The sequence below is a fragment of the Sulfurospirillum cavolei genome (assembly GCF_001548055.1).
Taxonomy (GTDB): Bacteria; Campylobacterota; Campylobacteria; order Campylobacterales; family Sulfurospirillaceae; genus Sulfurospirillum.
The window spans coordinates 2181107-2206632 of sequence record NZ_AP014724.1; the positions used below are offsets into that span (position 1 = coordinate 2181107).

Genomic DNA, 25526 nt, shown 5'->3' on the forward strand with positions numbered 1-25526 from the left:
CTCAATTAACGCTAGATTGCATCTTAGGCATCGCAAATTTTTGCGTGATCAGCTCGCCTTCGTCGTTGAAGTAGAGATAATAGAGCCAATCTTTTTTCACGCTCAAACCTGCCAAATAACGAAGTGCTAGATTTGCCTGCAACGAAGCGATGTGCATCACGATGGGTGCGGCAATTCCGGAAGGCGTTTTATTGCTGATGACAAAGGCTTTAAAACTACTCTGCTCGAAAAAACAGACTTGCCCGTTGAACGCCTCGACCGAACCGTAAAGCCACGGCGTATTCACGCTTTTAGCATACGCATCGATGGCGGCGCGTGAGGGCAAATTGTCGGTAGCGTCGATGATGAGATCGACCGCAATATTCTTACATGTAAAGTCTTCCAAGCGACCGATATGCGCCGTAACTTTTACAAAAGGACAACGCTCTTCGATGCTTTTTTTCACCACGTCGGCTTTGAATTTTCCCTCATCGCCCACTTTAAAGGCAATTTGGCGGTGAATATTATGCACACTTACCTCATCAAAATCCACCAAATGGATTTCGCCGATCCCCGAACTTCCCAGTGCATACGCTAAAGAGCTTCCCAAACCGCCGCAACCGATGATGACGATTTTTTTACTTTGAAGTCTCTCTTGCGTCACTTCGCCCCAAAGCTGAATCTGTCGGTGAAAATAGTGCGTCATACGTTTTCTCGCTTACTCACCTGCTTTTTCCATCCCCAGAGTTTTCGCGCTTCGGCTAAGACGTCTTTGTCGATGGTCGCGACGATCATCTCTTCTTTATCCCCGAGGCTCACTTCGACTTCGCCGTAAGGAGAGATCAAAGCACTTTGACCGTAAAACTGCCACGTCTCTTCCTCTTTGTAACTGCCGACGCGATTGGCGCGCAAAATATAAACATTGTTTAGCATCGCACGCATTTTTAAAAGCTCTTCCCAGCGTTTTGCCGAATCAAACGTCGAAGAAGTCGCACTTAAGACCACGTCGACGTTTTTACGCATGACTTCTTGCCATACCAGATCAAAGTGAAGCTCGTATCCGCTGACGATCCCAAAGCGCAAACCGCCGTGCAAAAAGAGCGGCAACGTGTATTTGGCGATCGCGTTGGCAAAGAACTTCTCTTCGTTCCAATGCTTATAGTTAATCAAAAATTGCTGATCGAAAAAATGCACCGATTTGGGCGAAAAATGCGCGTTGCTCTTGTAACAAAAATCCCCTTTGACGTTGACGATCGGCGCGATGACGTGAAGGTTGTATTCGGCGCAAAGCTTTTTGAGCGTTTCGATTTTGTGGTTGGATTGCTCTTTGATCATTGAGATCGGCATCGTCTCCAACTCTTTAAAAAAGCTGTTGAGCGCATATTCGCTCAATAAGACGACTTCCACCTCTTTTTGCTGGCAAATACGAAAATAGTAATCCAATTTCGCTTCGCTCATCGGAAGCGTACTTAACTGTAAAGCGGCTATTTTCATGCCTTCTCTTCCTTCTCTTGTAATTTGGCATACGTCAATTTGGCTTCTTCAATCATCGCGCTCGCCTCTTTCAGAACCAAAATTCCCTCTTGATACCGCTTCATTCCCTCTTCCAAGGAGAGTTCAGGATTGGAGAGTTGCTCCAAGATCACTTTGGCACGCTCTAACTTTACTTCAAAACTCTCGTTTTTTGCTTCCATATTTAGACCTTTGCCTCTAAGGCTTTTCGAATATAAAAATCAAACGTATCGTATTCGACTAAAAAGGCATCGTGCCCGTAACGACTGTCGATACAATAATAATCCACCCGTTCGCTTCGTCCCATATTGTCCATCGTCGCTTTGATGAACTCCATCTCTTCGGGCATAAACAAAAAATCGCCTTTAAACGAAATCAACGTCAGTTTGGCTTTGATGTGTTTGAGCGAATCTTCCAGCGAATCGTAATTACGCGTTGCATCAAAAATATTCATCGCTTTGATAATGTACAAATAGCTTAAAGGATCGAAACGTTTGGCGAAGCTATAGCCGTTGTATTCCATATAGCGTTCAACTTGAAAACGCCCGAAAAGCTCGTACAAACCGTCCGTCTCGACATAATTACGACCGAATTTTTTGTTCATCGAATAGGGACTTAAAAAACTGATGTGCCCCGCCATACGCCCGATGGCAAAACTCTGCAAGCCCTCTTCCGTAAAATCGTCCTTATCGTAGTTACCGCCTTTAAAGCGTTCGTCCTTGACGATACCTTCCATCGCGATTTTGTTCCACGCAATTGCCCAAGGACCCGTTGCATACGTCGTCGCAAGCAAAATCACCCGTTTCGCGAAATGCGGATACTCGATCGACATGCAAAGCCCTTGCATTCCGCCGAGCGACCCGCCGATAATCGCATACGCCTCTTGAATGCCTAAACGTGCGAAGAGATTCATTTGCGCTCTGACCATATCGCTAATCGTTAATACCGGAAATTTAAGACGTAAAGGCTCTTGATTTTTTCCCTGAGGACTCATAGGACCGCTCGAACCGAAACAACTGCCCAAAATATTGACGCAAATAACGTAATATCGGGTCGTATCGATGATTTTTCGATCGCCGATCATCGGATCCCACCATCCGGCTTTGGTCTCATTTTCATAACGACCTGCGGCATGGTGGCTTCCGGTAAGCGCGTGAAAAACGACGATGACGTTGCTTTTATCGTCGTTCATCTCTCCGTACGTTTCGTAGGCAAGTTGATACGACTCTAAAATACGGCCGCTTTCTAGGTAAAGCGGCTCGTCGAAACGTTCGATAGAGGTTTGTATTTTCACCGTTATCCTTACATGTAAGCGCGTTGCTAAAAACGCGCGTTTAATTCACACGGTAATTGGGTGCTTCGTGCGTAATGATAACGTCGTGTACGTGACTCTCTTTAAGTCCTGCACTCGTAATCTCCACGAATTCCGCTTTTTCTTGATAATCGACGATATCGCGAGCACCGACATAGCCCATAGAGGAGCGAAGTCCACCGACGAGCTGAAAAATAACGTCGCGAATCGATCCCGCATGCGGTACGCGCCCTTCAATGCCTTCAGGTACGAGCTTATCCGCCGCCGTTCCTTCTTGGAAATAACGATCGCTGCTGCCTTTGGTCATCGCACCGATGCTTCCCATGCCGCGATAGGTTTTATATTGACGTCCTTGATACGTAATAAGTTCGCCCGGACTTTCATCCGTTCCCGCCAATAAACTTCCGATCATCACGCTTTGAGCACCTGCGGCTAAGGCTTTGGCAAAATCGCCCGAATACTTAATGCCGCCGTCGGCGATCACCGGAACACCGTGTTTTTTACCTACCGCCGAGCACTCTTCGATGGCTGAAATTTGCGGTACGCCCACACCCGAGACGATACGCGTGGTACAAATACTTCCAGGTCCGATACCCACTTTAATGCCGTCAACGCCGGCTTCGACTAAAGCTTCCGCCGCTTCGGACGTTGCGATATTTCCGGCGATAATATCGACGTTTAGCGTTTTTTTGATCAATTTCACCGTATCGATAATACCTTTAGAATGGCCGTGCGCCGAATCGAGAACCAAGACGTCCGCACCCGCGGCAACGAGTGCCGTCGCGCGCTCCAATTGTCCCACGCCGATCGCCGCGCCGACTCTGAGCCTGCCAAACGCGTCTTTGTTGGCGTTAGGATACTCTTGACGTTTTTTCAAGTCTTTGATCGTAATAAGACCGGCTAGTTTATTATGCTCGTCGACGACGGGAAGTTTTTCGACTTTATTCGTTCTAAAAATCGCTTCGGCATCGTCCAAAGTCGTGCCTTTTTTGACGGTAATCAAAGGCATTTTCGTCATTAACTGTTCAACTTTTTTACTGAAATCGTTTTCGAAGCGAAGGTCGCGGTTGGTCAAAATACCGATCAAGGTATTGGTGTCATCCACGACGGGAACGCCTGAAATTCGGTATTCAGACATAATTCCTAAAGCCTCTTTTAACGTCGCGCTGGCTTTAATGGAAACCGGATCGATGATAATGCCGCTTTCGCTTTTTTTAACGCGTCTGATCTCGCGTACTTGCGATTCGACGTCCATATTTTTATGCACGATGCCTAAGCCTCCGAGCCGTGCCATCATAATCGCCGCACGGTGTTCGGTCACCGTATCCATCGCCGCGGAAATTAACGGAATGTTCAACGTGATATTCTTCGTTAATTTGGTTTTAATATCCACTTCTTTGGGTAAAATCTCCGAATATTTCGGTACCAATAAAACATCTTCAAACGTCAACGCTCTTTTTCTAATTTTCATGTGTGCTTCTCCTATAACCCTAATGCTCGCTCTAAGCTTAGCGCACCGTCGAGTAACGCTTGCTCACCGTAGGCTTGTCCTATCAATTGTCCGCCGATGGGTAGCCCTTCTTGATTTTTACCCAAAGGAACCGAAATACCGGGTAATCCGGCAAGATTCAGTGAAATCGTATAAATATCGCTTAAGTACATTTCCAAAGGATCCGCTTTAGAGCCGAACTCAAACGCCGCGGTAGGCGTCACCGGCATAAAAATCAGATCCGCTTCTTGAAAAATCGCTTCGTATTGCGCTTTGATAAAGTGACGTGCACGTTGCGCTTTAATATAATACGCGTCGTAGTAACCGCTACTCAAGACAAACGTTCCGAGTAAAATTCTTCGTTTGACCTCTTCGCCGAAACCCAAACTTCGGCTTTGAATGAACATCTCTTTTAACGAATCGCTGTTGTGTCGATTGCCGTAACGTACACCGTCATAACGGCTTAAGTTCGCGCTCGCTTCCGCGGTTGCAATCACGTAATAGGTTGCGATGTCGTATTTGGAGTTGATAAAATTGCGATACACGATCGTATGTCCGGCACTTTGCAGTGCTTTAATCCCCTCTAACATCTTCTCGCGTACTTCGGAACTTGCTTCATTGAGGTAATTTTCGATGACGGCAATCGTCATTTTACGATCGGGATTGAGTTTATCGGCAACGCTCTCATGCGCCATAGCGGCACTCGTAGAATCTTTAGGTTCGTGTCCCGCGATAATATCGTACAAAATTGCGGCGTCTTCGACGTTTTGCGTAATCGGTCCGATTTGATCTAAAGAGCTCGAATAGGCGCCCAAACCGTAACGGCTCACTTTTCCGTAAGTGGGTTTGAGTCCGACGCAACCGCAAAAAGCCGCGGGCTGACGGATACTTCCGCCCGTATCGCTACCAAGAGCCGCAATAGCAATGCCCGCCGCAACGGCCGCCGCGCTTCCGCCGCTACTGCCGCCCGGAACGCACATGGGATTATGCGGATTCAAGGTTTTGCCGTAAAAAGACGATTCGGTGGAGCTTCCCATCGCAAATTCGTCCATATTCGTGCGTCCGAAAGGAGCAAGTCCGCGGCGTAACATGTTATCGACGACGGTTGCGTTGTAAGGAGCGACGTAGCCTTGCAAAATGTTCGAACCGCTGGTGACTTCCCAGCCTTTGACTTGAATATTGTCTTTCAACGCGATAGGAATTCCCTCGCCGTACTCGCCGATCGGTTGATTTGTGAGTTGTTCAACGTATGCACCCAGCTCTTTTTTGGCTGCAATCTCTTTTTTTAAGTCGTCTCGAATCTCTTTCAAAGCTTCGGCAGGAAGGGTTAATGCTTCTTTTAGCGTAATCAATGATGTTCCTTTAACTGTTTCGTTCGTCGATTGACGAGGTAAACGCACACGCCGATGACGATAAAAATAGCGCCGACGGTTTCGAAAATAAAGCTAAGCTGTACGGGAGCGCTCAAATCAACCATTGAGAGCCTCGGCGCATCGGTGGCATAGCTCTTCTTCGCTTTTTGATCGGTATTTCCAACAACGTGGACATTTGCATTTAGGAGCTTTTAAAATTTTAAAACGATCTTTTTCGACTTCAAAAACGCCGATTTCGCCGCTTTCTTCATGCTCGATCACGCGGCTGACCGTAAACCAATCTTCCGCATCGACCTTATCGAGTGCGATGATTTTTGCGGACGCCGTTTGTATGACCAATTCCAACGTCGATTTAATCACTTTTTCTTTCTTCAAACTATCGACGATTTCAAAAAATTTCTCTCGTGCTTCGATCATGTAAGCTTCGTCAAACGAAGACGTATGATCCGGTAGCGGTTGATAGACCAGATCAAAAACACCGGTACCGCCTTGTTTCACGATGTTCGGCGCATACTCCATCATTTCGTCGATCGTATACGTAAGCGTCGGCGCAAATAAAGCCATCATACGCTCGGTAATCAGTGCCATCGCGCTTTGTGCGGAGAGGCGGATCGTGTCGTTTTTGGCGTTACAATAGAGCCTGTCTTTGGAAATATCGAGGTAAATACCGCTGAGTTCCACCGCAATAAAATGGTTCAAAAGCGCAAAGCCTTTGGAAAATTCGTACTCCCTAAAATAGCCTTCCGCCTCATCGAAAACGGCTTTGGCATGGGATAATATCCAACGATCCAACGCCCCCATCTGCTCGTAGGGCAAAAGCGTTTCCAAGTCGTTGATATTGGCAAGTAAAAAACGAAACGTATTACGGATTTTTCGATACTGCTCGCTGACTTGTTTTAAGATATTATCACTGATTTTTTGGTCGCTCATGTATTCACTGGTAACAGCCCAGAGGCGTAAAATCTCGACACCATGGCTTTTGGCAATATCAATCGGGGAGATAACATTTCCCTTCGATTTGCTCATTTTCTCGCCCTTTTCATCCATGGTAAATCCATGAGTCAAGACTTTCTGGTATGGCGCGATGCCATTATTGGCGGTGCTAACAAGCAGTGAGCTTTGGAACCAACCACGGTGTTGATCGCTTCCTTCAAAATACATGGTCGCAGGATAACTTCCCGCATCATAATCGGACGATTCAAGTACCGCTTTCCATGTACTACCGCTATCAAACCAGACGTCTAGAATATCCATCACTTTTTCAAGGTTTTCTGCTTTATAGCCACTGTTTTCAACCAAAAGGTCTTTGATCTCCAAATCCCACCACGCATCCGCACCTTTTTCTTCAAAGATGGCGGCAATGTGTGTTACGACCTTGGTATCAAAAATAGGTTTACCCGTTGTTTTGTCTCTAAAAAAGGCTATTGGCACACCCCAATCGCGCTGACGGGAGATACACCAATCCGGGCGATTTTCGATCATCGAACCCAAACGGTTGATACCTGATTTTGGGTAAAAACGCACTTTTTCAAGTTCATCCATCGCCATTTTGCGAAGGCTTTCACGTCCACCAACGGCTTCATCCATTGCGACAAACCACTGCTTGGTTGCACGGTAGATGACCGGTTGATGCGTTCTCCAACAAAACGGATAGGAGTGAGTGAATTTGGAACATTTAAGCAATCGATCACCCAAAAGTTCTAAAATGCGCTCATTGCATTTAAAGATATGCTCGCCTACAAAACTCTGCGCATCGGGAAGTAGCCCTAAATGAACCACTGTCTCATCGTAACAACCACGCTCATCGACGGGCATAATCACTTCAAGACCATAGCGAAGCCCGACTTTGTAGTCATCATCACCATGCCCTGGTGCGGTATGAACACAGCCGCTACCACCATCCATTGTGACGTGATCGCCTAAAATCAGTTGTGATTTTCGACCGTTAAGAGGATTGATGGCAAAACTGTTCTCCAACACGCTGGCTTTAAAGGTTTTAACAACGTCACCTTGTACCACACCTTGCTCTAACAGTTTTACATGTAAAGGCTCAGCGACGATGTAGCCATCCGATGTCAACACATAATTTTCATTTGGACTAAACGAAATACCCACGTTGGCAGGCAATGTCCATGGCGTTGTTGTCCAGATGATTACTGAAGCATCCGAGCTGATTTCCAGTTTTGCTTTGGCTTCAGAGCTGAGTGCAAAGGCAACAAAGATAGAGTAATCTTCTTTGTCTTCATACTCCACTTCGGCTTCGGCTAACGCACTGCGTGCCGCCCATGACCAGTAAACGGGTTTGCTTCGCTCAACCAAAAGACCGCGCTCAGCCACACCGCACAAGGCACGGTAAATATCGGCTTCAAATTTAAACTTCATCGTCATATAGGGATTGTCCCAATCGCCAATGACGCCTAACGATTTGAACTCTTCTCTTTGAATATCGATAAATTTGCGGGCATGTTCACGACACAACTCTCTGATTTTACTTTTAGGAAGTGCGTCTTTTTTCTCTTTACCTAGATTTTTTTCAACCTGTTGCTCAATGGGCAAACCATGGCAATCCCAACCAGGAACGTAACGAACTTTCTCGCCAAAAAAATAGTGGGTTTTAACAATGACATCTTTGAGAATTTTGTTCAGCGCGTGTCCAATGTGAATGTGTCCATTTGCGTAAGGAGGCCCGTCGTGCAAAATAAACGTCTTGGAACTGTTTTCGCGATTCTTGATCATGCGTGCGTAAGCGCTTTCCTCTTTTGAAAACCACTTAGCGTAACGAGCGGGTTCGTTTTGGGGTAGATTGCCTCTCATCGGGAACGCCGTTTGAGGAAGAAGCAAGGTCTCTTTATAGTCCATTTAGTCTCTCTCCTTGGAAGCTAAGACTCTTACATGTAAGCATCTTAAAATGAGGCAAGTTTACCTAAAAACGATTTAAGAAGCACTTACGCATCGCAAGATGCTATAATACAAACTAAAAAAGGTTGTGCATGAAAAGCTCTTTGATCGTCGTAGGAAAAGCCTTGCGATACAATCTGCCGTTTTTAAATTATATCCATTCCACGATCACGAAACATTTGAATCTTCCCGATCAAACCGTCTATATCGATAAAAACGACAAAGACCTCTTTTTTGTGTTAGAAGAATCGATTTCGCATGCCGACGAAATCGTTATCGTCACCTCCAACGACAGTTTTAATCTAGTCAACAAAGTTATCGCGACGCTCGGTGAAGAGACGTTGGAACTCAAAGGCGGTATGTTGATCCCCTCTAAGGCCGTTCGTTATGAAACCGACAGCTACCTTTTAGCGCGGGAGGGCAAATATATCAACGTCATAAAAGCGACGGAAAATAAAAAACTTCCGCCTATTTTTATCGATAACACCAACGAATCGTCCCTTTTTTCCATCATCAATATCGATGAAGATTCCTTGAAAATTCTCGTCGAACCCTTAGCACAAAATTACGAAATCCGCATCACTCCGACGACAATCATCGACGGATGGATAAGCGTCGAAGCCGTTTCAAACAAATACGGCAATTTAGAGAGTTTTTTCAAAGCCGTTAAATCGCTCTTACCTCAAAAAGTCATTCAGCATCCCGATGTTATCGAGCATATTTGTACCTGTTTAGAAACGCACGGTAAGACCTTAAGCGTTGCGGAAAGTTGCACCGGAGGATTGATCGCTTCGATGTTAACCGAACATTCGGGAGTCTCCGCCGTTTTTAAAGGCGGCATCGTTTCCTACGCCAATGAAATCAAAGCATCATGGCTCGGCGTCAATGAAGAGACCCTCGAACGTCACGGTGCGGTGAGCGAATTGTGCGTTAGGGAGATGTTGGAAGGCGTTTTAAACGCCAGCTTGGCCGACTATGCGATTGCCACAAGCGGTATCGCGGGACCGACCGGCGGAAGCATCGAAAAACCCGTCGGGACGGTTTTTGTGGGTGCCCGCGATAAAGAAGGAAACGTCCTGATCGAAAGGCTCCTTTTAGAAGGCGATCGACACTATATCCAACGTCAAAGCGCGTATCACGCCTTTAAACTTCTTTTGCATGTCGGAGAAACACTTTTTTTAAAATAGTGCAAATTTCTCTTGACAAATGAAATTTTTTTCTCTATAATTTCAGCCTCATTACGAGAAGAACGGTGAATGACTCGTTAGCTCAGCCGGTAGAGCATCTCCCTTTTAAGGAGGTGGTCGATGGTTCGAATCCATCACGGGTCACCACTTTTTTATTTGTGCGACCCCATCGTCTAGTGGTCCAGGATCCCGCCCTTTCACGGCGGTTACAGGGGTTCAAATCCCCTTGGGGTCGCCATTTAATTCTTTTTAACGTAGTGTCCCTTTGGTCGCTTAGCTCAGTTGGTAGAGCGCCACCCTTACAAGGTGGATGTCATAAGTTCGAGTCTTATAGCGACCACCATTTCGTGTGCGGCGGTAGTTCAGTTGGTTAGAATATCGGCCTGTCACGCCGGGGGTCGCGGGTTCGAGCCCCGTCCGCCGCGCCACGATTTATTTCCCTCAGCTCTTTCTTATCGTTACGATGAAACCGTCTGAGCATGACTCGTTAGCTCAGCAGGTAGAGCATCTCCCTTTTAAGGAGGTGGTCGATGGTTCGAATCCATCACGGGTCACCATTGTCCTAAGCAAAATCACGTGTGCGACCCCATCGTCTAGTGGTTAGGACACCGCCCTCTCAAGGCGGGAACGGGGGTTCAAGTCCCCCTGGGGTCGCCATTTTCTTTCATATGTTAAATTCTTTTCCCTCGTTGATTGATTCCCTCATTTTCATAAATATCGATTTCTTGCTTGTATTCGGGATTGGCTTTTTTCAACTCTTCATCCATAAAAGCGATCAACTTCGCGTCCGCATTACGATGACTCGCAACCAACAATACGAAATTGAGATACACTTTGGCAATTTTTGGAGCCATCCCTTTTTGTTTTTCGGGAAACGGGCAGGCTTTGGCAACTTGTAAAATAGCATTGGTCAGATCGTTACGCGTCGAATTGCGTTTAGCTGCAATTTCCACCATCGCTTCGATAGCGATTTTACGAGCTTTTTCTTGTTCGACTTGGCTCGGAGCCACTTCGATCACAACGGTTTTTTGAAGATTCGCGACAACAATAAATAAAGAGATAATGACAATTGCGATAACCGCAACAATGGCAAGAATCAGATAATTCTCTTGCATGCCTATAGCCTTCCTGATTTTTGGGGCTATTATAGCACAACTTGAAAAAGGCCATAGGCCTCTTTCAAGCGGAAGGTTTTGTATCTTGACGTAAGGTTCGTTTGGGATATGCGAGTGCAATCGTCAATGCAACGATCGCGACCGTATAGTAAACAAAGCTCGGTACGGGTATCGGATCGCCTGCCGCATACGAGTGCATACCGGAGAGATAAAAGTTAACCCCGAAATAGGTCATAATAATCGAAGCAAACGAAACGGTAGACGCTACGGCAAATACAAACGGCGTATTGAGCTTCGGCACAAAGCGAAAATGCACGACGGCCGCGTATACTAAGATGGATACCAAGGCCCACGTCTCTTTTGGATCCCAACCCCAGTACCTCCCCCACGACTCGTTCGCCCATACGCCTCCCAAAAAGTTACCGACCGTTAAAAGGCTGAGCCCTAAAATCATTGCCATTTCATTGATACGCGTCGCTTCGATAATATTGCGATCCAACTCTTGATTTCGGTTATGTTTGGCTTGACTACCGCTACGTAAGATAAATAAAACGAGCGTAAAAAAGCCCAAAAGCGCGCACAAACCGAAAAAGCCGTAACTTGCCGTAATAACGGAGACATGGATATTGAGCCAATACGATTTTAAAACGGGAACCAGATTGGTAATTTGCGGATCCATCCAACTTAAATGTGCGACAAAAAGCGTAATACCGGCTAAGATCGACGTCAACGATAAAGAAACAACCGACTGGCGTGCAAAGAAAATACCCGCTAACGCAATAGCCCATGCGATGTAGATCATGGATTCGTATCCGTCGCTCCACGGTGCATGCTGTGCGATGTACCAGCGAAGGCCGAGTCCGGCACTGTGAACCAAAAAGCCGATGACCGTCAGCGTTAATACTGCTTGGGCTATCCATTGGATAGAGAGTTTTGGTTTAACCATTTTGGCAAAAATAAAGCATAAAAGTATCAACCCGCTTAAGAGATAAAGCGGCGTCAAACGATCGAAAATTTTTGCATGGTTAAAAAAGATTTCCGCTTTAATGCGGCTTGATGCGGGAATAATGTCGGCTCCGTATTGTTCTTGGTAAGACTGAAGTTTATCCAGTGCTTTGTCGGCATTGTCCCAGTTGCTTTTTTCCAAGCCTTCTCCGATTGCCTCAAAATAACCGCCCAACAATGCCCGCACTTCATCGCCCTCTTGTTTTGAAAAATTCATTACGGCTTCTTGAGGTGCAAACCATCGTTTCGAGAGGTCGTTTTGTTTCGGGATCATTTTAAAAATTTCTCCGGTATAGACCATATAACAGATGTTAACGCGTTCGTCGACTTTTAAGACGTCTTTATCAAACTGGTTGCGTAATGCGGGTTTTTTTCGGTTGGCTTCTTCGGAAAACTTCGCCAGTTTAAAGCCGTGATCACCCTCTTTTTCAAAAAAGTCGTTAAAGGACGCGTATTTTTGATTATCGGGAATCCCGATCATCTTTTTGAGTTCGGGATGAAACACTTTGATAATCGGAAGCGATTGCCATTCCGCCGGAGAACTCATCATGCTCAAAACGACTTGATTGGCATTCATACCTTGATACGTCGAACCACCGTATACTTTGTTAAGCACTTCGAATGCAACGGTATCGATCGGTTTGATACGCCCGTCCACGCTTTGCACCAACACTTTACCGAAACGATCGGCATGTTTGACGTCGTACTGTTTCAAAAAGCTTAAATACTCTTCTGTAGTATACGCATGTAAAGGCTGTGTCCACGTTAAAAGCATCGCGCTTACGAGTACAAGCACCGATTTCATCTTAACCGTGTCGCGCTGAATCATAAACGCTAATTTGCGAAAACGGCTTTGGGGATTGAGCAGGTTTAAAAAAAGTCCTAAACTTAACAAAAAGTATCCTAAATAAGTCGGAATTTTTCCCGGATCGTTATTGACCGATAAAATCGTACCCTTTTCGTCTTTATCGTACGATGATTGGAAAAAACGGAATCCTCGGTAGTCCAAGACGTGATTCATATAGATACGAAACGGCAAACGTACGTTTTGATCTTTATCGACGACTTCAACTTCGCTGGCATATGACATTGGCGACATGGAACCTGGGTATCGATCTAATTGAAATTCGTTCAACTGAATGGAAAAAGGCAACGTAAACGTCTTCGAACCCCATTCAAATACAAACGGAATGCCTGCAATTATTATCTTCGTCGGCTCGCCTTTAGCACCTTTGCCTTGTCCGAACATCGCAACATCGTGTCGTTCACCTTTAAATTCGACCGTCACGACCAACGCGGACTCAACACCTGCTTGAATCATCGGATTTTTATCTTCAACGACTTTCTCTTTTCCTTTTAAGCCGATATAACGCGGTGCAAAATTCATAGTACCGACGGTATAAAGCTGTCCCGTCGTGAACGCTTCTTTACGGTTTGCCTCAAACGTTCCGCGAGTATTTTCCGCCATTTTAAACCACGATACGTTTTCGTCTGAGAGCATGTAAAAGCTTTTGTTTTCCCTAAAAAAGCGTACTATCGGCTTACTCGGTTTATCAAGCTTCGCATTGAAACTAAAAATATAATCGGGTGTTTCGTAAAATTCGCCTTCTTTGAGTGCAATACTTAAACTCTCCCCGTAAGCACTGAGTATCATGGAAATCATCGCAACTCCGTTAGGGTCGTCGACGACTTTTTTAGTCGCCCGCGGAAAATACTCTTTAAAACTTACATGTGCTTTTTCGCCGCCGACGTCCAAGCCAAAATTAAAATGATTCCCGCCCATTTGGGAAAGCAACAGAGGATGCGCATAACTATAGCTTTTCCCCTCTTTGAGTGCGGAAGCTTGTACAAACGCTTCCGAAGAGAGTACGCGGTTTTCTTCCATACCGTTTCGAATGTGCAAAGAGCCTTCAAAACCGAAATAACGCGTCATCCCCGAACCGATAAGAATCAAAAGAAAACTAAAATGAAACATCAAAGAAGGAAGTTTATCGCGTGTGTAGATTTTATAATGGATTATATTGTAAATGAGTACGATACCAAGAGCTATTTGCAGAAGTTCAAACCACCATGACGTATAAATCAGCGCCCAACTCGTCTCGGCACCGAAATCGTTCTCCACAAAAGTCGCAACGGCACTAAAAAGGCCAAAAAGTAAGAGCAAAACAATCGCAACTTTCATCGATAAAAGTTGCTTCAATACACCGTTCATTCCAAATTTCCTTCGTAACAAAATAGGGGTATGTTACCTTTTTAGAGTAAATAATTTATAAATCGTTAAAGAAGCGGTAGCCTCATCGTTTCAGAGGCTACATGTAAGCAGTTTTAATCTTATCCGCCGAGGTATTTTTTGCGGATTGTGTCGTCTCCGATCATCTCGGAAGCTTTACCGCTCATCACGATTTTGCCGTTTTCTAAAACGTAGGCTTTATCGGAAATTTTCAATGCGGCAAAAGCGTTTTGTTCTACGAGGAGAATGGTAATGCCCTCGTCTCTCAGGCGAAGAATCGTTTCAAAAACCTCTCCGACGATTTTAGGTGCAAGACCGAGGCTCGGTTCATCCAACATCAAAAGTTTCGGTTCTCCCATCAAAGCTCGCGAAATCGCCAACATTTGTTGCTCGCCCCCGCTCATCGTTCCCGCAAGTTGATAGCGTTTGTCTTTGATACGAGGGAAAAGCCCGTACATCGCATCGCGCAGATGTTCGTAATTTTCGTCGTTATTAAACGCGCCCATACGTAAATTTTCTTCAACCGTTAGGTTGATAAAGATTTTACGACCTTCCGGAACCAGCGAAAGTCCGTGTTGAACGAGCGTATGCGTTTTATGGTGTTTGGTATCGAACCCTAAAAAATTAATATCTCCCGTTTTTTTGACGCTGTTGAGCAGTGCTTTCAAGGTCGAACTTTTACCCGCACCGTTGCTACCGATCAACGAGACGATTTCCCCCTCTTTCACGTCAAAATCGATCCCTTTGACCGCTTCGATCAGTCCGTAATAGACATGTAGGTTTTTAACGTTAATCATGATGAAAATCTCCTAAATACGCCGAAATCACTTCAGAATCTTGAATCGCGTCGCTGGGCTTTCCTTCGAAAATGGTTTTACCGTAATCAAGCACCAACACTTTGTCGCACAATTGATTGACGAATTTCATATCGTGTTCGATCAAAAGTACCGTTAAGTCGAAATCTTCACGCGCTTTTTTGATGATGTTTCCTAACTCTTCCGTCTCGGAAGGATTCATACCCGCCGCAGGTTCGTCAAGCAGTAGCAATTCCGGATTGGTCGCCAATGCACGTGCAATCTCGACTTTACGTTGCTGACCGTAACTCAAATCGACCGCTTTGTCATGGGCAAACGCACTCATTCCAAAATAGTCCAAAATCTCGAATGCGCGCTTTTTGATGCGTTTTTCTTCGCCGATAAAACGCGGAAAACGCGAAATAGCTTCAAAGAAACTGTAGCGTGCTTGGAAATCAAATCCGATCAAAACGTTATCCAAAACGCTCATACTCGAAAACAGACGAATGTTTTGAAACGTTCGGGCGATACCGCGGCGAACGATTAAATGCGGTTTCAATCCGTGAATCATCTCGTTTCGGAAAATGACTTCTCCTGAACTTGGTTCGTAATTTCCCGTGATGATGTTAAACATTGTCGTTTTACCCGCACCGTTAGGCCCGATCAGTCCGAAAATCTCTTTTCGATCGACGCTAAAACTCGTCTCTTTAATCGCCGTTACGCCGCCGAAATTTTTAGTGACGTTATTGACATGTAAGATCATTTCGCACTCCTTTTACGGCCTTTGAAAAGATCTTTAAGTTCTTTCTTGCCCATAATGCCTTCTCGAGCAAAGAGCATAATAAAAATTAAGATTAACGAAAAGACGACCATACGCAATCCGGGCATTGCCGGCGTCGTATAACCGAAAAATTTCATCGGTTCGTCCAAAAAGCGCATCCATTCGCTTCCGCCCATTACTAAAATCGTTCCGACAATCGCACCCGTCGTACTGCCGAGTCCTCCGAGCACGATAATAATCAACAATTGAAACGTAAAGAAAAAGTCAAAAAGATCAGGCGAAATGCTTGTCAGCAATGCCGCCAAAAGCCCGCCGCCGACGCCTTCAAAAAAAGCACTCGTGCAAAAGGCAAAGGTTTTGGCTTTAAAAGTATTGACACCCATTGCAATCGCCGCATCTTCATCGTCGCGTACCGCTTTCATAGCACGTCCGAATTTAGAATTGACGATGTTCAAAACCGTTATAACTGCGATAATCGCAATACCGCCCGTCCAATACAGATTAGAAAATTCGGGAATATCGTTTAGCCCTAAAGAACCGTTGGTTACTTCGGGATAATTGATCGCAAATATTTTGATGATAAATCCAAAACCAAGCGTTACGATCGCCAAATAGTCTCCTCGAACCCTAAAAACCGGGAAAGAGAGTACCAACGCCAAACATGTCGCAAAAAATCCCGACAACACTAAAGCAACCACGAAATTGGCATGCAAGCTTAACACGAAAGGATACGGATCGACGATCGCGTATTGATACTGTTTGGCTTCGGGAGAAACCAATAAAAGCGCGGTGACGTAAGCGCCGATAGCGACAAAACCGTTCGGCTCGAGCGAAAACTGCCCCGTAACGCCGTTAATCAGATTGTAACTGACCGCCAAAATCGTAAAAATAGCGATATTGTTTAAAATACGAATCGTATATTCGTCAAAAAAACTATTGGCGATACCGATAAATCCGATAACACCGAACACGAATGAAAGGTTAATCCATTGATCTTTTTTTACCGTCATCTTAAAACCTACTCTTTTCAAAATCAATTCCTAAAATACCGGTCGGTTTGAACAATAAAATTAAGATCAGAAAGATAAACGCAAATGCATCTTTGTATCCGCCCAACTCCGGGAAAAAAGCAATCACGACCACTTCGGTAAAGCCGATAATCAACCCTCCTAAAACGGCCCCGCCGACGCTTCCGATGCCACCGACTACCGCTGCCGCAAACGCTTTAAGCCCGACTAAAACACCCATCATCGGATCGACGGAAGGATAATTCACGACCCAAAAAATACCGCCGACCGCCGCAAGTGCCGAGCCCATCCCAAAAACAATGGTAATGATACGATTGGCGTCAATCCCCATAAGATTGACCGTATCGACGTCGAACGCAAGGGCGCGAATCGCCATGCCGTACTTGGTTTTAAACAAAACCCACAAGATAATCGCTAATAACATAGCCGTCAAAATCGGTACGATCAAGGCCGATACGGGAATCGTAAGTCCGCCGAATTCTAAGATATCTTCCAAAACGCTCGGAACGGGGAAAGCTCTTGGAACGCCGCCGAAAAAAACGTTAAATGCGTTTTCTAAAAAAAAGCTGACGCCGATCGCCGTAATCAACAAAGAAATTTTGGGGGCGCTTCGAAGCGGTCGATAGGCGATTCTATCGCTTGCCATACCTAAGAGTGCTGAACCGACGATCGCCAATAAAACGGCGGCAAGGAACGGGAGTTCCAAAACGGCTACACCGAAAAATCCTAAAAATCCGCCGACCATCATAATATCGCCGTGCGCGAAATTGATCAAGCGAAGTACGCCGTACACCATCGTATACCCGATCGCGATCAGCGCATACATACTACCAAGGCTAAAGCCGTTGATCATCTGTTGCATAAACATTGTAAAATCCAAATAGATGCTCCTAAAAAATTTTAAAAAACTTACCACACTCTGACATATATGGCAACTTGTCTAAAATTCTCTCCCCGAAATGAGGAGAGAAAAACGTCGTTCTTTTAAGGATTGACGGTTGCTTTGTAAACGGCTTTTGCGTTTTGAACGACTTTGATAACCGCTGAACGCGTAGAGTTACCGAGTTCGTCCATAGAGATCACGCCCGAAACACCCTCAAAACCTTTGGTTTTTTTGATTTCGTTATTGACGCAAATATTGTCTTCGGGATTAGCACAACGGTTCATTGCGTCTACCATTAAGTTGTAGGCATCTGCACCAAGGGCGACAAACGAGTTGACTTCTTGTTTACCGGTTTTGGCAGCATACGCTTTGATGAATTCTTTTGAACGTTCTGTCGGAGGAGCACCGTAATCAAAGAAATCCGTAAACATGTAGCCTTCAACCGCATCGCCGCCTAAGTCGATAAAGGTTTGATTGGCAACGCCGTCTCCCGAGAACATCGGTTTATTAAGCCCGATTTGTTTTGCTTGACGTGCAATCATAGAAACTTCGGGGTGATACATCGGCAAGAACATAAAATCAGGATTTGCCGCTTTGATTTGAGAAACGACGGCTTTAAAGTCTTTATCGCCGGAGCTCACTTTGATCTCTTTAACGATTTTACCGCCGGCGGCGCTAAATGCGTCTTTAAACGCTTTGGCAAGGCCCAAAGAGTACACTTGCGCTTGATCGACTACGACGACCGCCGTTTTAAGTTTCAAGTCTTTTGCCGCATAGTTGGCAACAACTGCACCTTGGAACGAATCGGTAAAACAAACGCGGTTAGCAAATTTTTTACCTTCGGTCAATTTGTCGTTCGTTGCAACAGGAGCAATGACCGGAATCTCTTTTTTATCGGCAATAGCAATGACTTGCGCGGTATTCGTGCTCGTCAATTCGCCGATGATACCGACGACTTTATCGGAACTAATCAAACGCGTCGTTGCGTTGGCAGACTCGACTTTATCGCCTTTCGTGTCGATCAATACCAATTTAACGGTATCTCCGTTTTTAAGTTTCGGCTGTAACGAATGTGCAAATTCGATACCTTCGTTGCACGTTTGTCCGTATGCGGCAAGCGGGCCGCTCATCGACATAACGACACCGACGTTAATCTCTTTCGCAAAAGAAGAGCTTGCTAAAAGAAGAGCGGAAGCGGCTAGAACAGATAGTTTTCTCATGTATACTCCTTGTAGTAGTAATCAAACAATATTACAGAAAAGTTACTTAAGCAAGAATCTAAAAGAAGTGAAGTTGTGTATAAAAAATAGACAGTTAAGAAAAGGAGTAAAAAAGAAACTCCGCCTCATAGCGAGGCGAAGTTATCAAGGCATGATTAGAATTTGTAGTTAGCTTTTACCCAAACGTCATTGCCGTCGCCGTCTTGACCTTGTTTCTCATATTGAGCGCCAAGGCTGAAACCTTTAAGAGCCGCATCAAATTTGTAAGTACCGTATACTGCTGTTGAAGATACATCTTTATCAATACCTGTACCCATTTCAGCTAAAACATAGCGAGCACCGATATTTGCAGCAGCTGTAATGTCATAGTTTAAGTCGATAAGGTAAGATTTTGTATCTCTATTATAACCGTTCATAGCAATAACAGGGTCGGTATAAAGAAGATCTGCACCGTTACCTAAACCGGAAGCAATAGCATTACCAACAACTGCATCGTCACTTACTTGAGAGAAAGCAACCGTTCCGTTGATGCCTTTAAAGCTTAAACCTGCTTTAACTGCGTATAGATTGATTGTATCGTCTGGTGTACCGGCATTGTCAAATGCATTGTAGTAATCTTGAACACCTAACGTATAGCCAATCTCGCCTGCTTTTCCTTCATAAAGAGCTTCAACATATGCAATATTTACGTCAATAGTATCGAAAGCCTCAGCATAAGCATAAGCACCGGTTAACGTTAAACCCGGAATTGATTTATTAATAGCGGCAAATGTATATGCACCGTCATTGATATCTACGTTAACTGAAGAGTTAGTTGTAACGCTTTTTCGTGTAAACTTACCAACATTACCGTCACGGTCTGTACGAGATTGGAATTTTTGGACGTATCCGGCAATCAATGTCGTATTTGGAAGATCCGTATTGATAATAGCAGCACCTTCAAATGCTTCTTTGATAATTCTTGAACCGCTTCCGCTTACAAGAGGCGTATCTAAGAACATACGACCGACCATTGCCGTTGTTTTACCGGCAGAATACGCAAGATAAGACTCAGACAATACAGCACCTGAACCGTACATATCGCCATTATAATAAGCTTTGCCATCAGAATCGGCAAATGGAGAAGCACTTCCTTGAGCTGTTAAACCTAAGCTAAAACCGTAAAATGAAGCCGTTTTATAACCAAGCATGATACCCGTACTAAAAATATCCGCTCTATCCATGCTATCGTCATCGTGTGAAAAATAGTAAGCTTTTAACTCACCGTTTACAGAACCTTGTTTAAATGCGTCAGCCAATGTGTCTGCCGCGAAAGAGCTGGATGCAAGACCAGCAACTACCATAGCCGCCAAGCTAAGTTTAGCTAATTTCATATTTTCTCCTTGAAAATTTAGATTACTAAATGATTACAAAACGAAGTATACAAAAAAAAAATAGAAAGTCAACTAAAAAAAGTGATGAAAAAGTAAGCTTTTTAAGAAAAATGCAGATTTAAGAAGAGAAACAGCGGTAAAAATACCGCTGTTCGACGATTAGGCAACGTATAAATTAGAATTTATAGTTTGCTTTGAACCAGAAATCGTGTCCGTCAACATCTTTTGACCAGTCTTGGTAAGAAACGTCTGTTGAAAAACCTTTAAGTGCGCCTGAAAATGCATATTGCATATAAACATCGGTATAACCTCTGTCTTTTACGGCTGAAGAATCAACTGTAACATCCGTATATCTAGCACCTGCTAACAAACCGATAGCTTTGAAGTTGTAGTTTGCGTCAACTGAGTATGCTTTTGAATCTTTATCATACGTTCCCGTTTTGCTTGAGTATGCTTTTGCAAACGCTGTTTGTGCGCCGCCGCCGAAACCGGCACCGCCGTCAAAACCGCTTACATCTGCATCATCGGTAATTTTCGTGTAGGCTACGTATGTTTTCAAGTCGCCAAAGCCTAAATCAAGTTTTGCACCGTACATTTTACCGTCTTTACCTGCATCAGGAGATTTTAACTCATAGTTTGCTGCCAAACCGTAAGAGATTTCGCCTGCTTTACCAGCATATGCCGCTTCGAAGTAGTAGAAGTCTGCAAAATTATCAAGTCCAGCCCATTGTGCCGTTAAAGTCGTACCGGGGATTGATTTATTGATAGCAAGTAATGTATAAGCATATGCATCAACAAGACTATCTAGGTTCTCAAAACGAGGAGCATCACCTGCTGGATGTGCAAATGGAGGGAATGCATTTAATGTTGAACTTGTTCTTGCTTGGTATTTCGTTACAACACCCGTTGCCAAGGTTGTTTGTGGAAGATCGGTATTGAGGATTACGGCACCTTCAAACGCTTGTTTGATCATACGTGAACCAGAACCGTTAACCAATGGCGTAGAGATAAATTGGCGACCGACTTTTGCTGTCGTGTTGCCGATAGAGTATTGTACATACGCTTCAGAAAGAACGGCACCTGAACCGTATTCATCGCTAGCAAAATCTGCTTTTGCATCGCTGTCGGCATACGGAGCGTAGTTAGATTGGATGGTTGCACCCAATTTAAAACCGTAGAAAGAATCCGTTACGTAACCAAGAATAACGCCTACGTTGAAGATGTCGGCATTAATAGCTTTTGAAGCCGTTGAACCTTCAGCAGCGGTTGCTGAACCTTCTCTGTCAAAATACCATGCTCTTAATTCGCCTGATACTTTACCGTTTTTAAATGCGTCAGCCAATGTGTCTGCCGCAAAAGAGCTGGATGCAAGACCAGCAACTACCATAGCCGCCAAGCTAAGTTTAGCTAATTTCATATTTTCTCCTTTGAATTTTTTGAAGGCGAGATAAGTCTATCACAAAAACGAGAAAATTACAATAAATTAGGGGGAAAATGTCACGCAAAATCCGATTTTCGGGTCACGCGATCCAAAGAATCCGAAGGAAGAGGTGTTTGGGCTCTAAAAGAGCGTCGGGAAGGCATTGTGGCATTCCCGACAAACGTTACATGTAAAGATTTTACATTCCGTACATCAGCTGCGGTAACCACAACGAAATTGCAGGAATATAGGTAATAAGAAGCAATCCGATAAACAAGACGCCGACCCACGGAAGTGAAGCGACGACAACCTCTTTGAGACTCAGTCCCGTCATACCCGCGGCGACAAAAAGATTGAGACCCACGGGCGGGGTTATCATACCGATTTCCATATTGACGACTAAGACGACGCCGAAATGAATCGGATCGATGCCGAGTGCCACGATGAGGGGTAAAAGCAAAGGAACAGTAATCATAACAATAGAACTCGGTTCCATAAACTGCCCCATCAAGAGCAACAAAATGTTAACGATGACCATAAACATAATCGGTCCGACGTTCGCGTCCATAATCAGCTTCGTGATTTGTTGCGGAATCGTCTCGTCGGTTAAAAAGTGCGCGAAAATCATCGCATTTGCAATGACGAAAAATATCATCGAACTTGTCAACGCCGACTCTAAGACGATCTTATAGACGTCTTTCATTTTAAGGTCTTTGTAAACAAAAACTGAAACAACAAAAGCGTAGACGGCACTTGCCGCACCCGCTTCGGTCGGTGTAAAAAAACCGCCATAAATACCGCCGATAACGATGACGATGAGCATCAACGCCCAAAACGCCTCTTTAAATTTGACCAGTCGTTCTTTAAAACTTGCCGGCGTGCCTTTTTTAAAGCCTAAACGCACCGCGCCGACATAGGTCAAGCTCATCAACATAAAACCGATCAAAAGCCCCGGAACGACGCCCGCCATAAACAGCTTTCCGATGGAAAGATCCGCCGTAACGCCGTATACGATAAACACGATGGATGGAGGAATCAAAATGCCCAAGCTCCCCGAAGTTGCGATCGTTCCGATGGCATAGCCTTTGGGATAGCCCGCTTCTTGAATCGCTCCGAACATGACCGAGCCGATAGCCGCAACGGTTGCCGGAGAGCTTCCGCTGACCGCCGCAAAAATCATCGCCGCAAAAATCGCCGAGATCGGAAGACCTCCGGGTAAATGCCCGACGATAGACTTTGCAAACTCGATAATACGATGTGCCGCACCGCCTTTGGAGAGAAACGATCCCGCTAAGATAAACATCGGAATCGCCATCAGCGAATATTTATTGAGCCCGTCGAAGACGTGCGACGTGATGCCCATCAAATCCATATCGGTAAAAAAATACGCCGTTATCAAGGTACTCGACCCTAAGGCTACCGAAACGGGAACGCCCAAAAACATTAAAAGGAAGAGTAAACCGAAAAGACTAAGCATCAACATGTGAGTTTACTCCTCTCATTTCCAAAGAATCGTGAAGCGTTTCGAGCTCGCTGTTGACGATGACTTTATCGGCATCGGTCGCGGCGACTTCAAACACTTTTTCTCCGGCACGAAACGCCGCGCCGATAAAGGCAAACGGTAAAACCAAATGCGGTATCCACATCGGTACGCGCAAATCGATGCTCATTTCGCCGAAATCAATCAACATTAGCACCAATTCGTATCCCAAGTACGCCATTAATGCCAGATACAAACAACTAAACAGGTGTGCCGCCATTAAGATGATTTTTGCCAACATCACGGGCAGTTTTTCCAAAAGCATCGTAACGGAAATATGCACCCCTTTTTTAAAACCGTATGCCGCCCCGAAAAGTGCCGACCACATAAAAAGATAGTTGGTCAGCTCTCCCGCCCACGTAATGCTCATATCGAAAAAATAACGTAGCACGACGTTGGCGAAGGCAAGAAGAACGCCCAGCGATATGCCGAACACGGCGATATTTTTATTAATCGCCATGACGCCGAGGTCTAAAATCGTAAAGTACTTTTTCATTGCCTTGCTTTCTATTTAGCGGCTTGCGCTTTTTTAATCAAATCTTCGCCGATCACGCTATAAAACTTGGGATAAATCGCTTCCATCGCTTTTTGCCATGCCGCTTTTTGCTCCGCGTTTAACGTATGAATTTTGAGATTGCCGGACGTTTTAGCATACTCTTTGAGTTTTGCCAAGATCGCCTCATCGTCTTCGGACGCAAGTTTGCGCTCATATTCCGTTGCCTCTTTCATTGCTTGAAGCACCATCGGTTTAAGATCGTTCGGGAATTTTTTCCAGAAACTCTCGCTCATAATGACCAAATACCCTAAATAACCGTGATCGGAGAGGGTTAAATCGCTTTGAACTTCGTTGAATTTTTTAGTATAAAAATTGGAAAGCGGATTTTCCGCACCGTCGACGACGCCTTGTTGCAATGCGGAATAGACTTCCGAGAACGGCAATACTTGCGGATTAGCACCTACAGCTTTAAACTGTGCTTCGAGTACATGTGAACTCATAATACGAAATTTAAGTCCGGAAGCGTCTTCGGGTTTCAAAAGCGGCTTATTGGCGGAAAGGTGTTTAAATCCGGCATCCCAATAATCCAGTGCGACGAAGCCTTTTGCCGTCACTTTGTCTTTCAAGATTTTACCCACTTCGCCGTCGAGAACTTTGTAAAGATGGTCTTTGTCTCTAAACAAAAACGGTAAGTCGAAAAGTTGCATCTCCGGAACGATACTCGTAAATTTTGAAAAGCTCGGCATCGCGATGTGTGCGTTTCCTAGCTTCAACGCTTTCATCTCTTCGCCGTCGCCGTAAAGTTGTGAGTTAGGGAAAACGACGACTTCAACTTTACCGCCTGTGAGTTCGCCGACGCGTTTTGCAAAGAAGTCGGCACCCATACCTTTGGGCGTATTCGGGCTTACGACGTGCGTGAGCTTAATCGTATACTCTGCGGCAATCGCAGATGAAACTAAGAGCGTAGCAGCCGCTACGATTTTGAATAATTTTGTCATGTCAACTCCTTTAGCGATGTATTTCTGCGTCGATTATAGGTGAAAGTTATGTCAAAATTATGTAATAAAAGCGTTGGGATTCGTTCCGAGTCGGATTTTAGGCGTAAAAGTTTCTTTTAGTAACTTTTACGCACTACAAAGGCTTTTAATAGTTTCATGAAGTTACAATTTGTAACCTATACCTTGAATATTTTTTAAAGTTCCCTCAGGAAGTTTCTTTCTTAAGTTTTTAATCATCAAACGAAGCGCGTTCAAGCTCATATACTCGTTTTCCCACAAATAGGTCTCAATCTCTTCGTACGTGATGATGGAATCTTTTTCCAATAAAAGTTCGATGAGCTTGGCTTCTTTTTTGGTTAACTCATACGCTTCCGTGCCGTCCGTGATGCTCTTTTGCGAAGCATCGTAATACCATCCCGAGGCGATTTCTTGCAGATGGCTTTTTTCTTTGGACTGTAAAAATTTTTCCAATGCGTCAAACAATTTCGGCTCGGTAATGGGTTTGACGATGTAGCGTAGTAAAGAGAGTTCGATAGCTTCTAACATGTAATCGACTTCGGTATACGCCGTGATAATAATCACATGGGCTTTTTCGTCGTGCTCGCGAATCTTCTTCACCAAGTCGATGCCGCCGAGATGGGGCATTTTAATATCGGTAATCACCAAATCGGGTGCATATTTCACGAAAAGTGTATACGCCTCTTCGCCGTCGCTTGCCAAATAGACTTCTTGAAAAAGCAAGCATAAAAGCTCGTAAACGTTTTTGCGCACGCCCACATCGTCTTCGGCATACAAAACGCGGTAATTTGAAAGCTTTTTCATCATTTTTTCATCCATAACCGAACCTTTACGTTTCTTAAAAGAAGAGATACGCTACTCTCTTTCTAAAATTT

The 25526-nt window shown here is 44.7% G+C and carries 22 protein-coding genes and 6 tRNA genes; 7 read left to right on the forward strand and 21 right to left on the reverse strand.

Translation table 11 applies throughout. The annotated features are described in order from the left end of the window. Position 1: 1 nt before the first annotated feature. The 8 genes from UCH003_RS10910 to ileS are packed head-to-tail and all read right to left on the reverse strand — an operon-like array spanning position 2 to position 8524. A complete protein-coding gene (locus UCH003_RS10910) occupies positions 2-685 on the reverse strand; it encodes a HesA/MoeB/ThiF family protein (RefSeq protein ID WP_060826535.1) in 684 nt (227 codons plus the stop codon). Beyond that, the gene (locus UCH003_RS10915) at positions 682-1473 is read right to left on the reverse strand and encodes a carbon-nitrogen hydrolase family protein (protein ID WP_039672258.1); all 792 of its coding nucleotides are present in this window, start codon (positions 1471-1473) and stop codon (positions 682-684) included. The genes UCH003_RS10910 and UCH003_RS10915 overlap by 4 nt, the downstream gene beginning before the upstream one ends. Beyond that, positions 1470-1673: an exodeoxyribonuclease VII small subunit gene (gene xseB, locus UCH003_RS10920; protein ID WP_041962105.1), complete on the reverse strand. Its 204-nt coding sequence runs from the start codon at positions 1671-1673 to the stop codon at positions 1470-1472. The genes UCH003_RS10915 and xseB overlap by 4 nt, the downstream gene beginning before the upstream one ends. Before the next feature lie 2 nt (positions 1674-1675). After that, on the reverse strand, positions 1676-2785 hold the full coding sequence (metX, locus tag UCH003_RS10925; RefSeq protein ID WP_039672256.1) for a homoserine O-acetyltransferase MetX: 1110 nt from the start codon (positions 2783-2785) through the stop codon (positions 1676-1678). A gap of 40 nt (positions 2786-2825) precedes the next feature. After that, entirely contained in the window at positions 2826-4274 is a 1449-nt protein-coding gene (gene guaB / locus UCH003_RS10930) for an IMP dehydrogenase (protein ID WP_060826536.1), read from the reverse strand. 11 nt (positions 4275-4285) lie between these two features. Further along, positions 4286-5644 carry an Asp-tRNA(Asn)/Glu-tRNA(Gln) amidotransferase subunit GatA gene (gene gatA, locus UCH003_RS10935; protein WP_039672254.1) on the reverse strand — a complete coding sequence of 453 codons (1359 nt, stop codon included), beginning with the start codon at positions 5642-5644 and terminating at the stop codon, positions 4286-4288. After that, positions 5641-5769 carry a hypothetical protein gene (locus UCH003_RS13960; RefSeq protein ID WP_256497245.1) on the reverse strand — a complete coding sequence of 43 codons (129 nt, stop codon included), beginning with the start codon at positions 5767-5769 and terminating at the stop codon, positions 5641-5643. Before UCH003_RS13960 ends, gatA begins: the two co-directional genes overlap by 4 nt. Further along, positions 5762-8524, reverse strand: coding sequence for an isoleucine--tRNA ligase (gene ileS, locus UCH003_RS10940; protein ID WP_060826537.1), 2763 nt, complete (start codon positions 8522-8524; stop codon positions 5762-5764). Before ileS ends, UCH003_RS13960 begins: the two co-directional genes overlap by 8 nt. A 131-nt stretch (positions 8525-8655) precedes the next feature. Here ileS and UCH003_RS10945 point away from each other — a divergent pair, with 131 nt between their 5' ends. The 7 genes from UCH003_RS10945 (at position 8656) to UCH003_RS10975 (ending at position 10407) form a co-directional block, all read left to right on the forward strand. After that, positions 8656-9750: a CinA family protein gene (locus UCH003_RS10945; RefSeq protein WP_041962109.1), complete on the forward strand. Its 1095-nt coding sequence runs from the start codon at positions 8656-8658 to the stop codon at positions 9748-9750. Positions 9751-9821: 71 nt separating this feature from the next. Beyond that, a tRNA-Lys gene (locus UCH003_RS10950) sits at positions 9822-9897 on the forward strand. A gap of 15 nt (positions 9898-9912) precedes the next feature. Next, a tRNA-Glu gene (locus tag UCH003_RS10955) sits at positions 9913-9988 on the forward strand. A gap of 29 nt (positions 9989-10017) precedes the next feature. Beyond that, positions 10018-10093, forward strand: a tRNA-Val gene (locus UCH003_RS10960). An 8-nt stretch (positions 10094-10101) separates the two neighbouring features. Then, positions 10102-10178 (forward strand) — tRNA-Asp (locus tag UCH003_RS10965). A 53-nt stretch (positions 10179-10231) separates the two neighbouring features. Then, a tRNA-Lys gene (locus UCH003_RS10970) sits at positions 10232-10307 on the forward strand. A gap of 25 nt (positions 10308-10332) precedes the next feature. After that, positions 10333-10407, forward strand: a tRNA-Glu gene (locus UCH003_RS10975). 14 nt (positions 10408-10421) lie between these two features. Here UCH003_RS10975 and UCH003_RS10980 read toward each other — a convergent pair. From UCH003_RS10980 to UCH003_RS11040, 13 genes are all read right to left on the reverse strand, one after another. Then, positions 10422-10865: a hypothetical protein gene (locus UCH003_RS10980; RefSeq protein ID WP_039672251.1), complete on the reverse strand. Its 444-nt coding sequence runs from the start codon at positions 10863-10865 to the stop codon at positions 10422-10424. Positions 10866-10929: 64 nt separating this feature from the next. Next, on the reverse strand, positions 10930-14082 hold the full coding sequence (ccsA, locus tag UCH003_RS10985; protein WP_060826538.1) for a cytochrome c biogenesis protein CcsA: 3153 nt from the start codon (positions 14080-14082) through the stop codon (positions 10930-10932). Between the two features lie 119 nt (positions 14083-14201). Next, on the reverse strand, positions 14202-14897 hold the full coding sequence (locus UCH003_RS10990) for an ABC transporter ATP-binding protein (RefSeq protein ID WP_060826539.1): 696 nt from the start codon (positions 14895-14897) through the stop codon (positions 14202-14204). Further along, on the reverse strand, positions 14890-15657 hold the full coding sequence (locus UCH003_RS10995) for an ABC transporter ATP-binding protein (RefSeq protein WP_060826540.1): 768 nt from the start codon (positions 15655-15657) through the stop codon (positions 14890-14892). The genes UCH003_RS10990 and UCH003_RS10995 overlap by 8 nt, the downstream gene beginning before the upstream one ends. Beyond that, positions 15654-16685, reverse strand: a complete 1032-nt coding sequence (locus tag UCH003_RS11000) for a branched-chain amino acid ABC transporter permease (RefSeq protein ID WP_060826541.1) — start codon at positions 16683-16685, stop codon at positions 15654-15656. The genes UCH003_RS10995 and UCH003_RS11000 overlap by 4 nt, the downstream gene beginning before the upstream one ends. Position 16686: 1 nt before the next feature. Next, on the reverse strand, positions 16687-17583 hold the full coding sequence (locus UCH003_RS11005) for a branched-chain amino acid ABC transporter permease (protein ID WP_231563851.1): 897 nt from the start codon (positions 17581-17583) through the stop codon (positions 16687-16689). Between the two features lie 104 nt (positions 17584-17687). Next, a complete protein-coding gene (locus UCH003_RS11010) occupies positions 17688-18806 on the reverse strand; it encodes an ABC transporter substrate-binding protein (protein WP_060826542.1) in 1119 nt (372 codons plus the stop codon). A gap of 155 nt (positions 18807-18961) precedes the next feature. Then, a complete protein-coding gene (locus tag UCH003_RS11015; RefSeq protein ID WP_060826543.1) occupies positions 18962-20179 on the reverse strand; it encodes an OprD family outer membrane porin in 1218 nt (405 codons plus the stop codon). Between the two features lie 175 nt (positions 20180-20354). Next, positions 20355-21596 (reverse strand): OprD family outer membrane porin, encoded by a 1242-nt coding sequence (locus tag UCH003_RS11020; RefSeq protein ID WP_060826544.1) that lies wholly within the window; start codon positions 21594-21596, stop codon positions 20355-20357. Between the two features lie 202 nt (positions 21597-21798). Next, positions 21799-23082 (reverse strand): TRAP transporter large permease, encoded by a 1284-nt coding sequence (locus tag UCH003_RS11025; RefSeq protein WP_060826545.1) that lies wholly within the window; start codon positions 23080-23082, stop codon positions 21799-21801. Beyond that, entirely contained in the window at positions 23069-23635 is a 567-nt protein-coding gene (locus tag UCH003_RS11030; RefSeq protein WP_039672242.1) for a TRAP transporter small permease, read from the reverse strand. The genes UCH003_RS11025 and UCH003_RS11030 overlap by 14 nt, the downstream gene beginning before the upstream one ends. 11 nt (positions 23636-23646) lie before the next feature. Beyond that, positions 23647-24633, reverse strand: a complete 987-nt coding sequence (locus UCH003_RS11035; RefSeq protein WP_060826546.1) for a TRAP transporter substrate-binding protein — start codon at positions 24631-24633, stop codon at positions 23647-23649. Positions 24634-24795: 162 nt separating this feature from the next. Then, positions 24796-25470, reverse strand: a complete 675-nt coding sequence (locus tag UCH003_RS11040) for a response regulator transcription factor (RefSeq protein WP_082709195.1) — start codon at positions 25468-25470, stop codon at positions 24796-24798. Positions 25471-25526 lie beyond the last annotated feature (56 nt).

What these genes read in the sequence shown, in the direction of transcription:
- UCH003_RS10910 (WP_060826535.1), bottom strand. Translation starts at nt 685, where the DNA reads ATGACGCACTATTTTCACCGACAGATTCAGCTTTGGGGCGAAGTGACG.
- UCH003_RS10915 (WP_039672258.1), bottom strand. Translation starts at nt 1,473, where the DNA reads ATGAAAATAGCCGCTTTACAGTTAAGTACGCTTCCGATGAGCGAAGCG.
- xseB (WP_041962105.1), bottom strand. Translation starts at nt 1,673, where the DNA reads ATGGAAGCAAAAAACGAGAGTTTTGAAGTAAAGTTAGAGCGTGCCAAA.
- guaB (WP_060826536.1), bottom strand. Translation starts at nt 4,274, where the DNA reads ATGAAAATTAGAAAAAGAGCGTTGACGTTTGAAGATGTTTTATTGGTA.
- UCH003_RS13960 (WP_256497245.1), bottom strand. Translation starts at nt 5,769, where the DNA reads ATGGTTGATTTGAGCGCTCCCGTACAGCTTAGCTTTATTTTCGAAACC.
- ileS (WP_060826537.1), bottom strand. Translation starts at nt 8,524, where the DNA reads ATGGACTATAAAGAGACCTTGCTTCTTCCTCAAACGGCGTTCCCGATG.
- UCH003_RS10945 (WP_041962109.1), top strand. Translation starts at nt 8,656, where the DNA reads ATGAAAAGCTCTTTGATCGTCGTAGGAAAAGCCTTGCGATACAATCTG.
- UCH003_RS10980 (WP_039672251.1), bottom strand. Translation starts at nt 10,865, where the DNA reads ATGCAAGAGAATTATCTGATTCTTGCCATTGTTGCGGTTATCGCAATT.
- ccsA (WP_060826538.1), bottom strand. Translation starts at nt 14,082, where the DNA reads ATGAACGGTGTATTGAAGCAACTTTTATCGATGAAAGTTGCGATTGTT.
- UCH003_RS10990 (WP_060826539.1), bottom strand. Translation starts at nt 14,897, where the DNA reads ATGATTAACGTTAAAAACCTACATGTCTATTACGGACTGATCGAAGCG.
- UCH003_RS10995 (WP_060826540.1), bottom strand. Translation starts at nt 15,657, where the DNA reads ATGATCTTACATGTCAATAACGTCACTAAAAATTTCGGCGGCGTAACG.
- UCH003_RS11000 (WP_060826541.1), bottom strand. Translation starts at nt 16,685, where the DNA reads ATGACGGTAAAAAAAGATCAATGGATTAACCTTTCATTCGTGTTCGGT.
- UCH003_RS11010 (WP_060826542.1), bottom strand. Translation starts at nt 18,806, where the DNA reads ATGAGAAAACTATCTGTTCTAGCCGCTTCCGCTCTTCTTTTAGCAAGC.
- UCH003_RS11015 (WP_060826543.1), bottom strand. Translation starts at nt 20,179, where the DNA reads ATGAAATTAGCTAAACTTAGCTTGGCGGCTATGGTAGTTGCTGGTCTT.
- UCH003_RS11020 (WP_060826544.1), bottom strand. Translation starts at nt 21,596, where the DNA reads ATGAAATTAGCTAAACTTAGCTTGGCGGCTATGGTAGTTGCTGGTCTT.
- UCH003_RS11025 (WP_060826545.1), bottom strand. Translation starts at nt 23,082, where the DNA reads ATGTTGATGCTTAGTCTTTTCGGTTTACTCTTCCTTTTAATGTTTTTG.
- UCH003_RS11030 (WP_039672242.1), bottom strand. Translation starts at nt 23,635, where the DNA reads ATGAAAAAGTACTTTACGATTTTAGACCTCGGCGTCATGGCGATTAAT.
- UCH003_RS11035 (WP_060826546.1), bottom strand. Translation starts at nt 24,633, where the DNA reads ATGACAAAATTATTCAAAATCGTAGCGGCTGCTACGCTCTTAGTTTCA.
- UCH003_RS11040 (WP_082709195.1), bottom strand. Translation starts at nt 25,470, where the DNA reads ATGGATGAAAAAATGATGAAAAAGCTTTCAAATTACCGCGTTTTGTAT.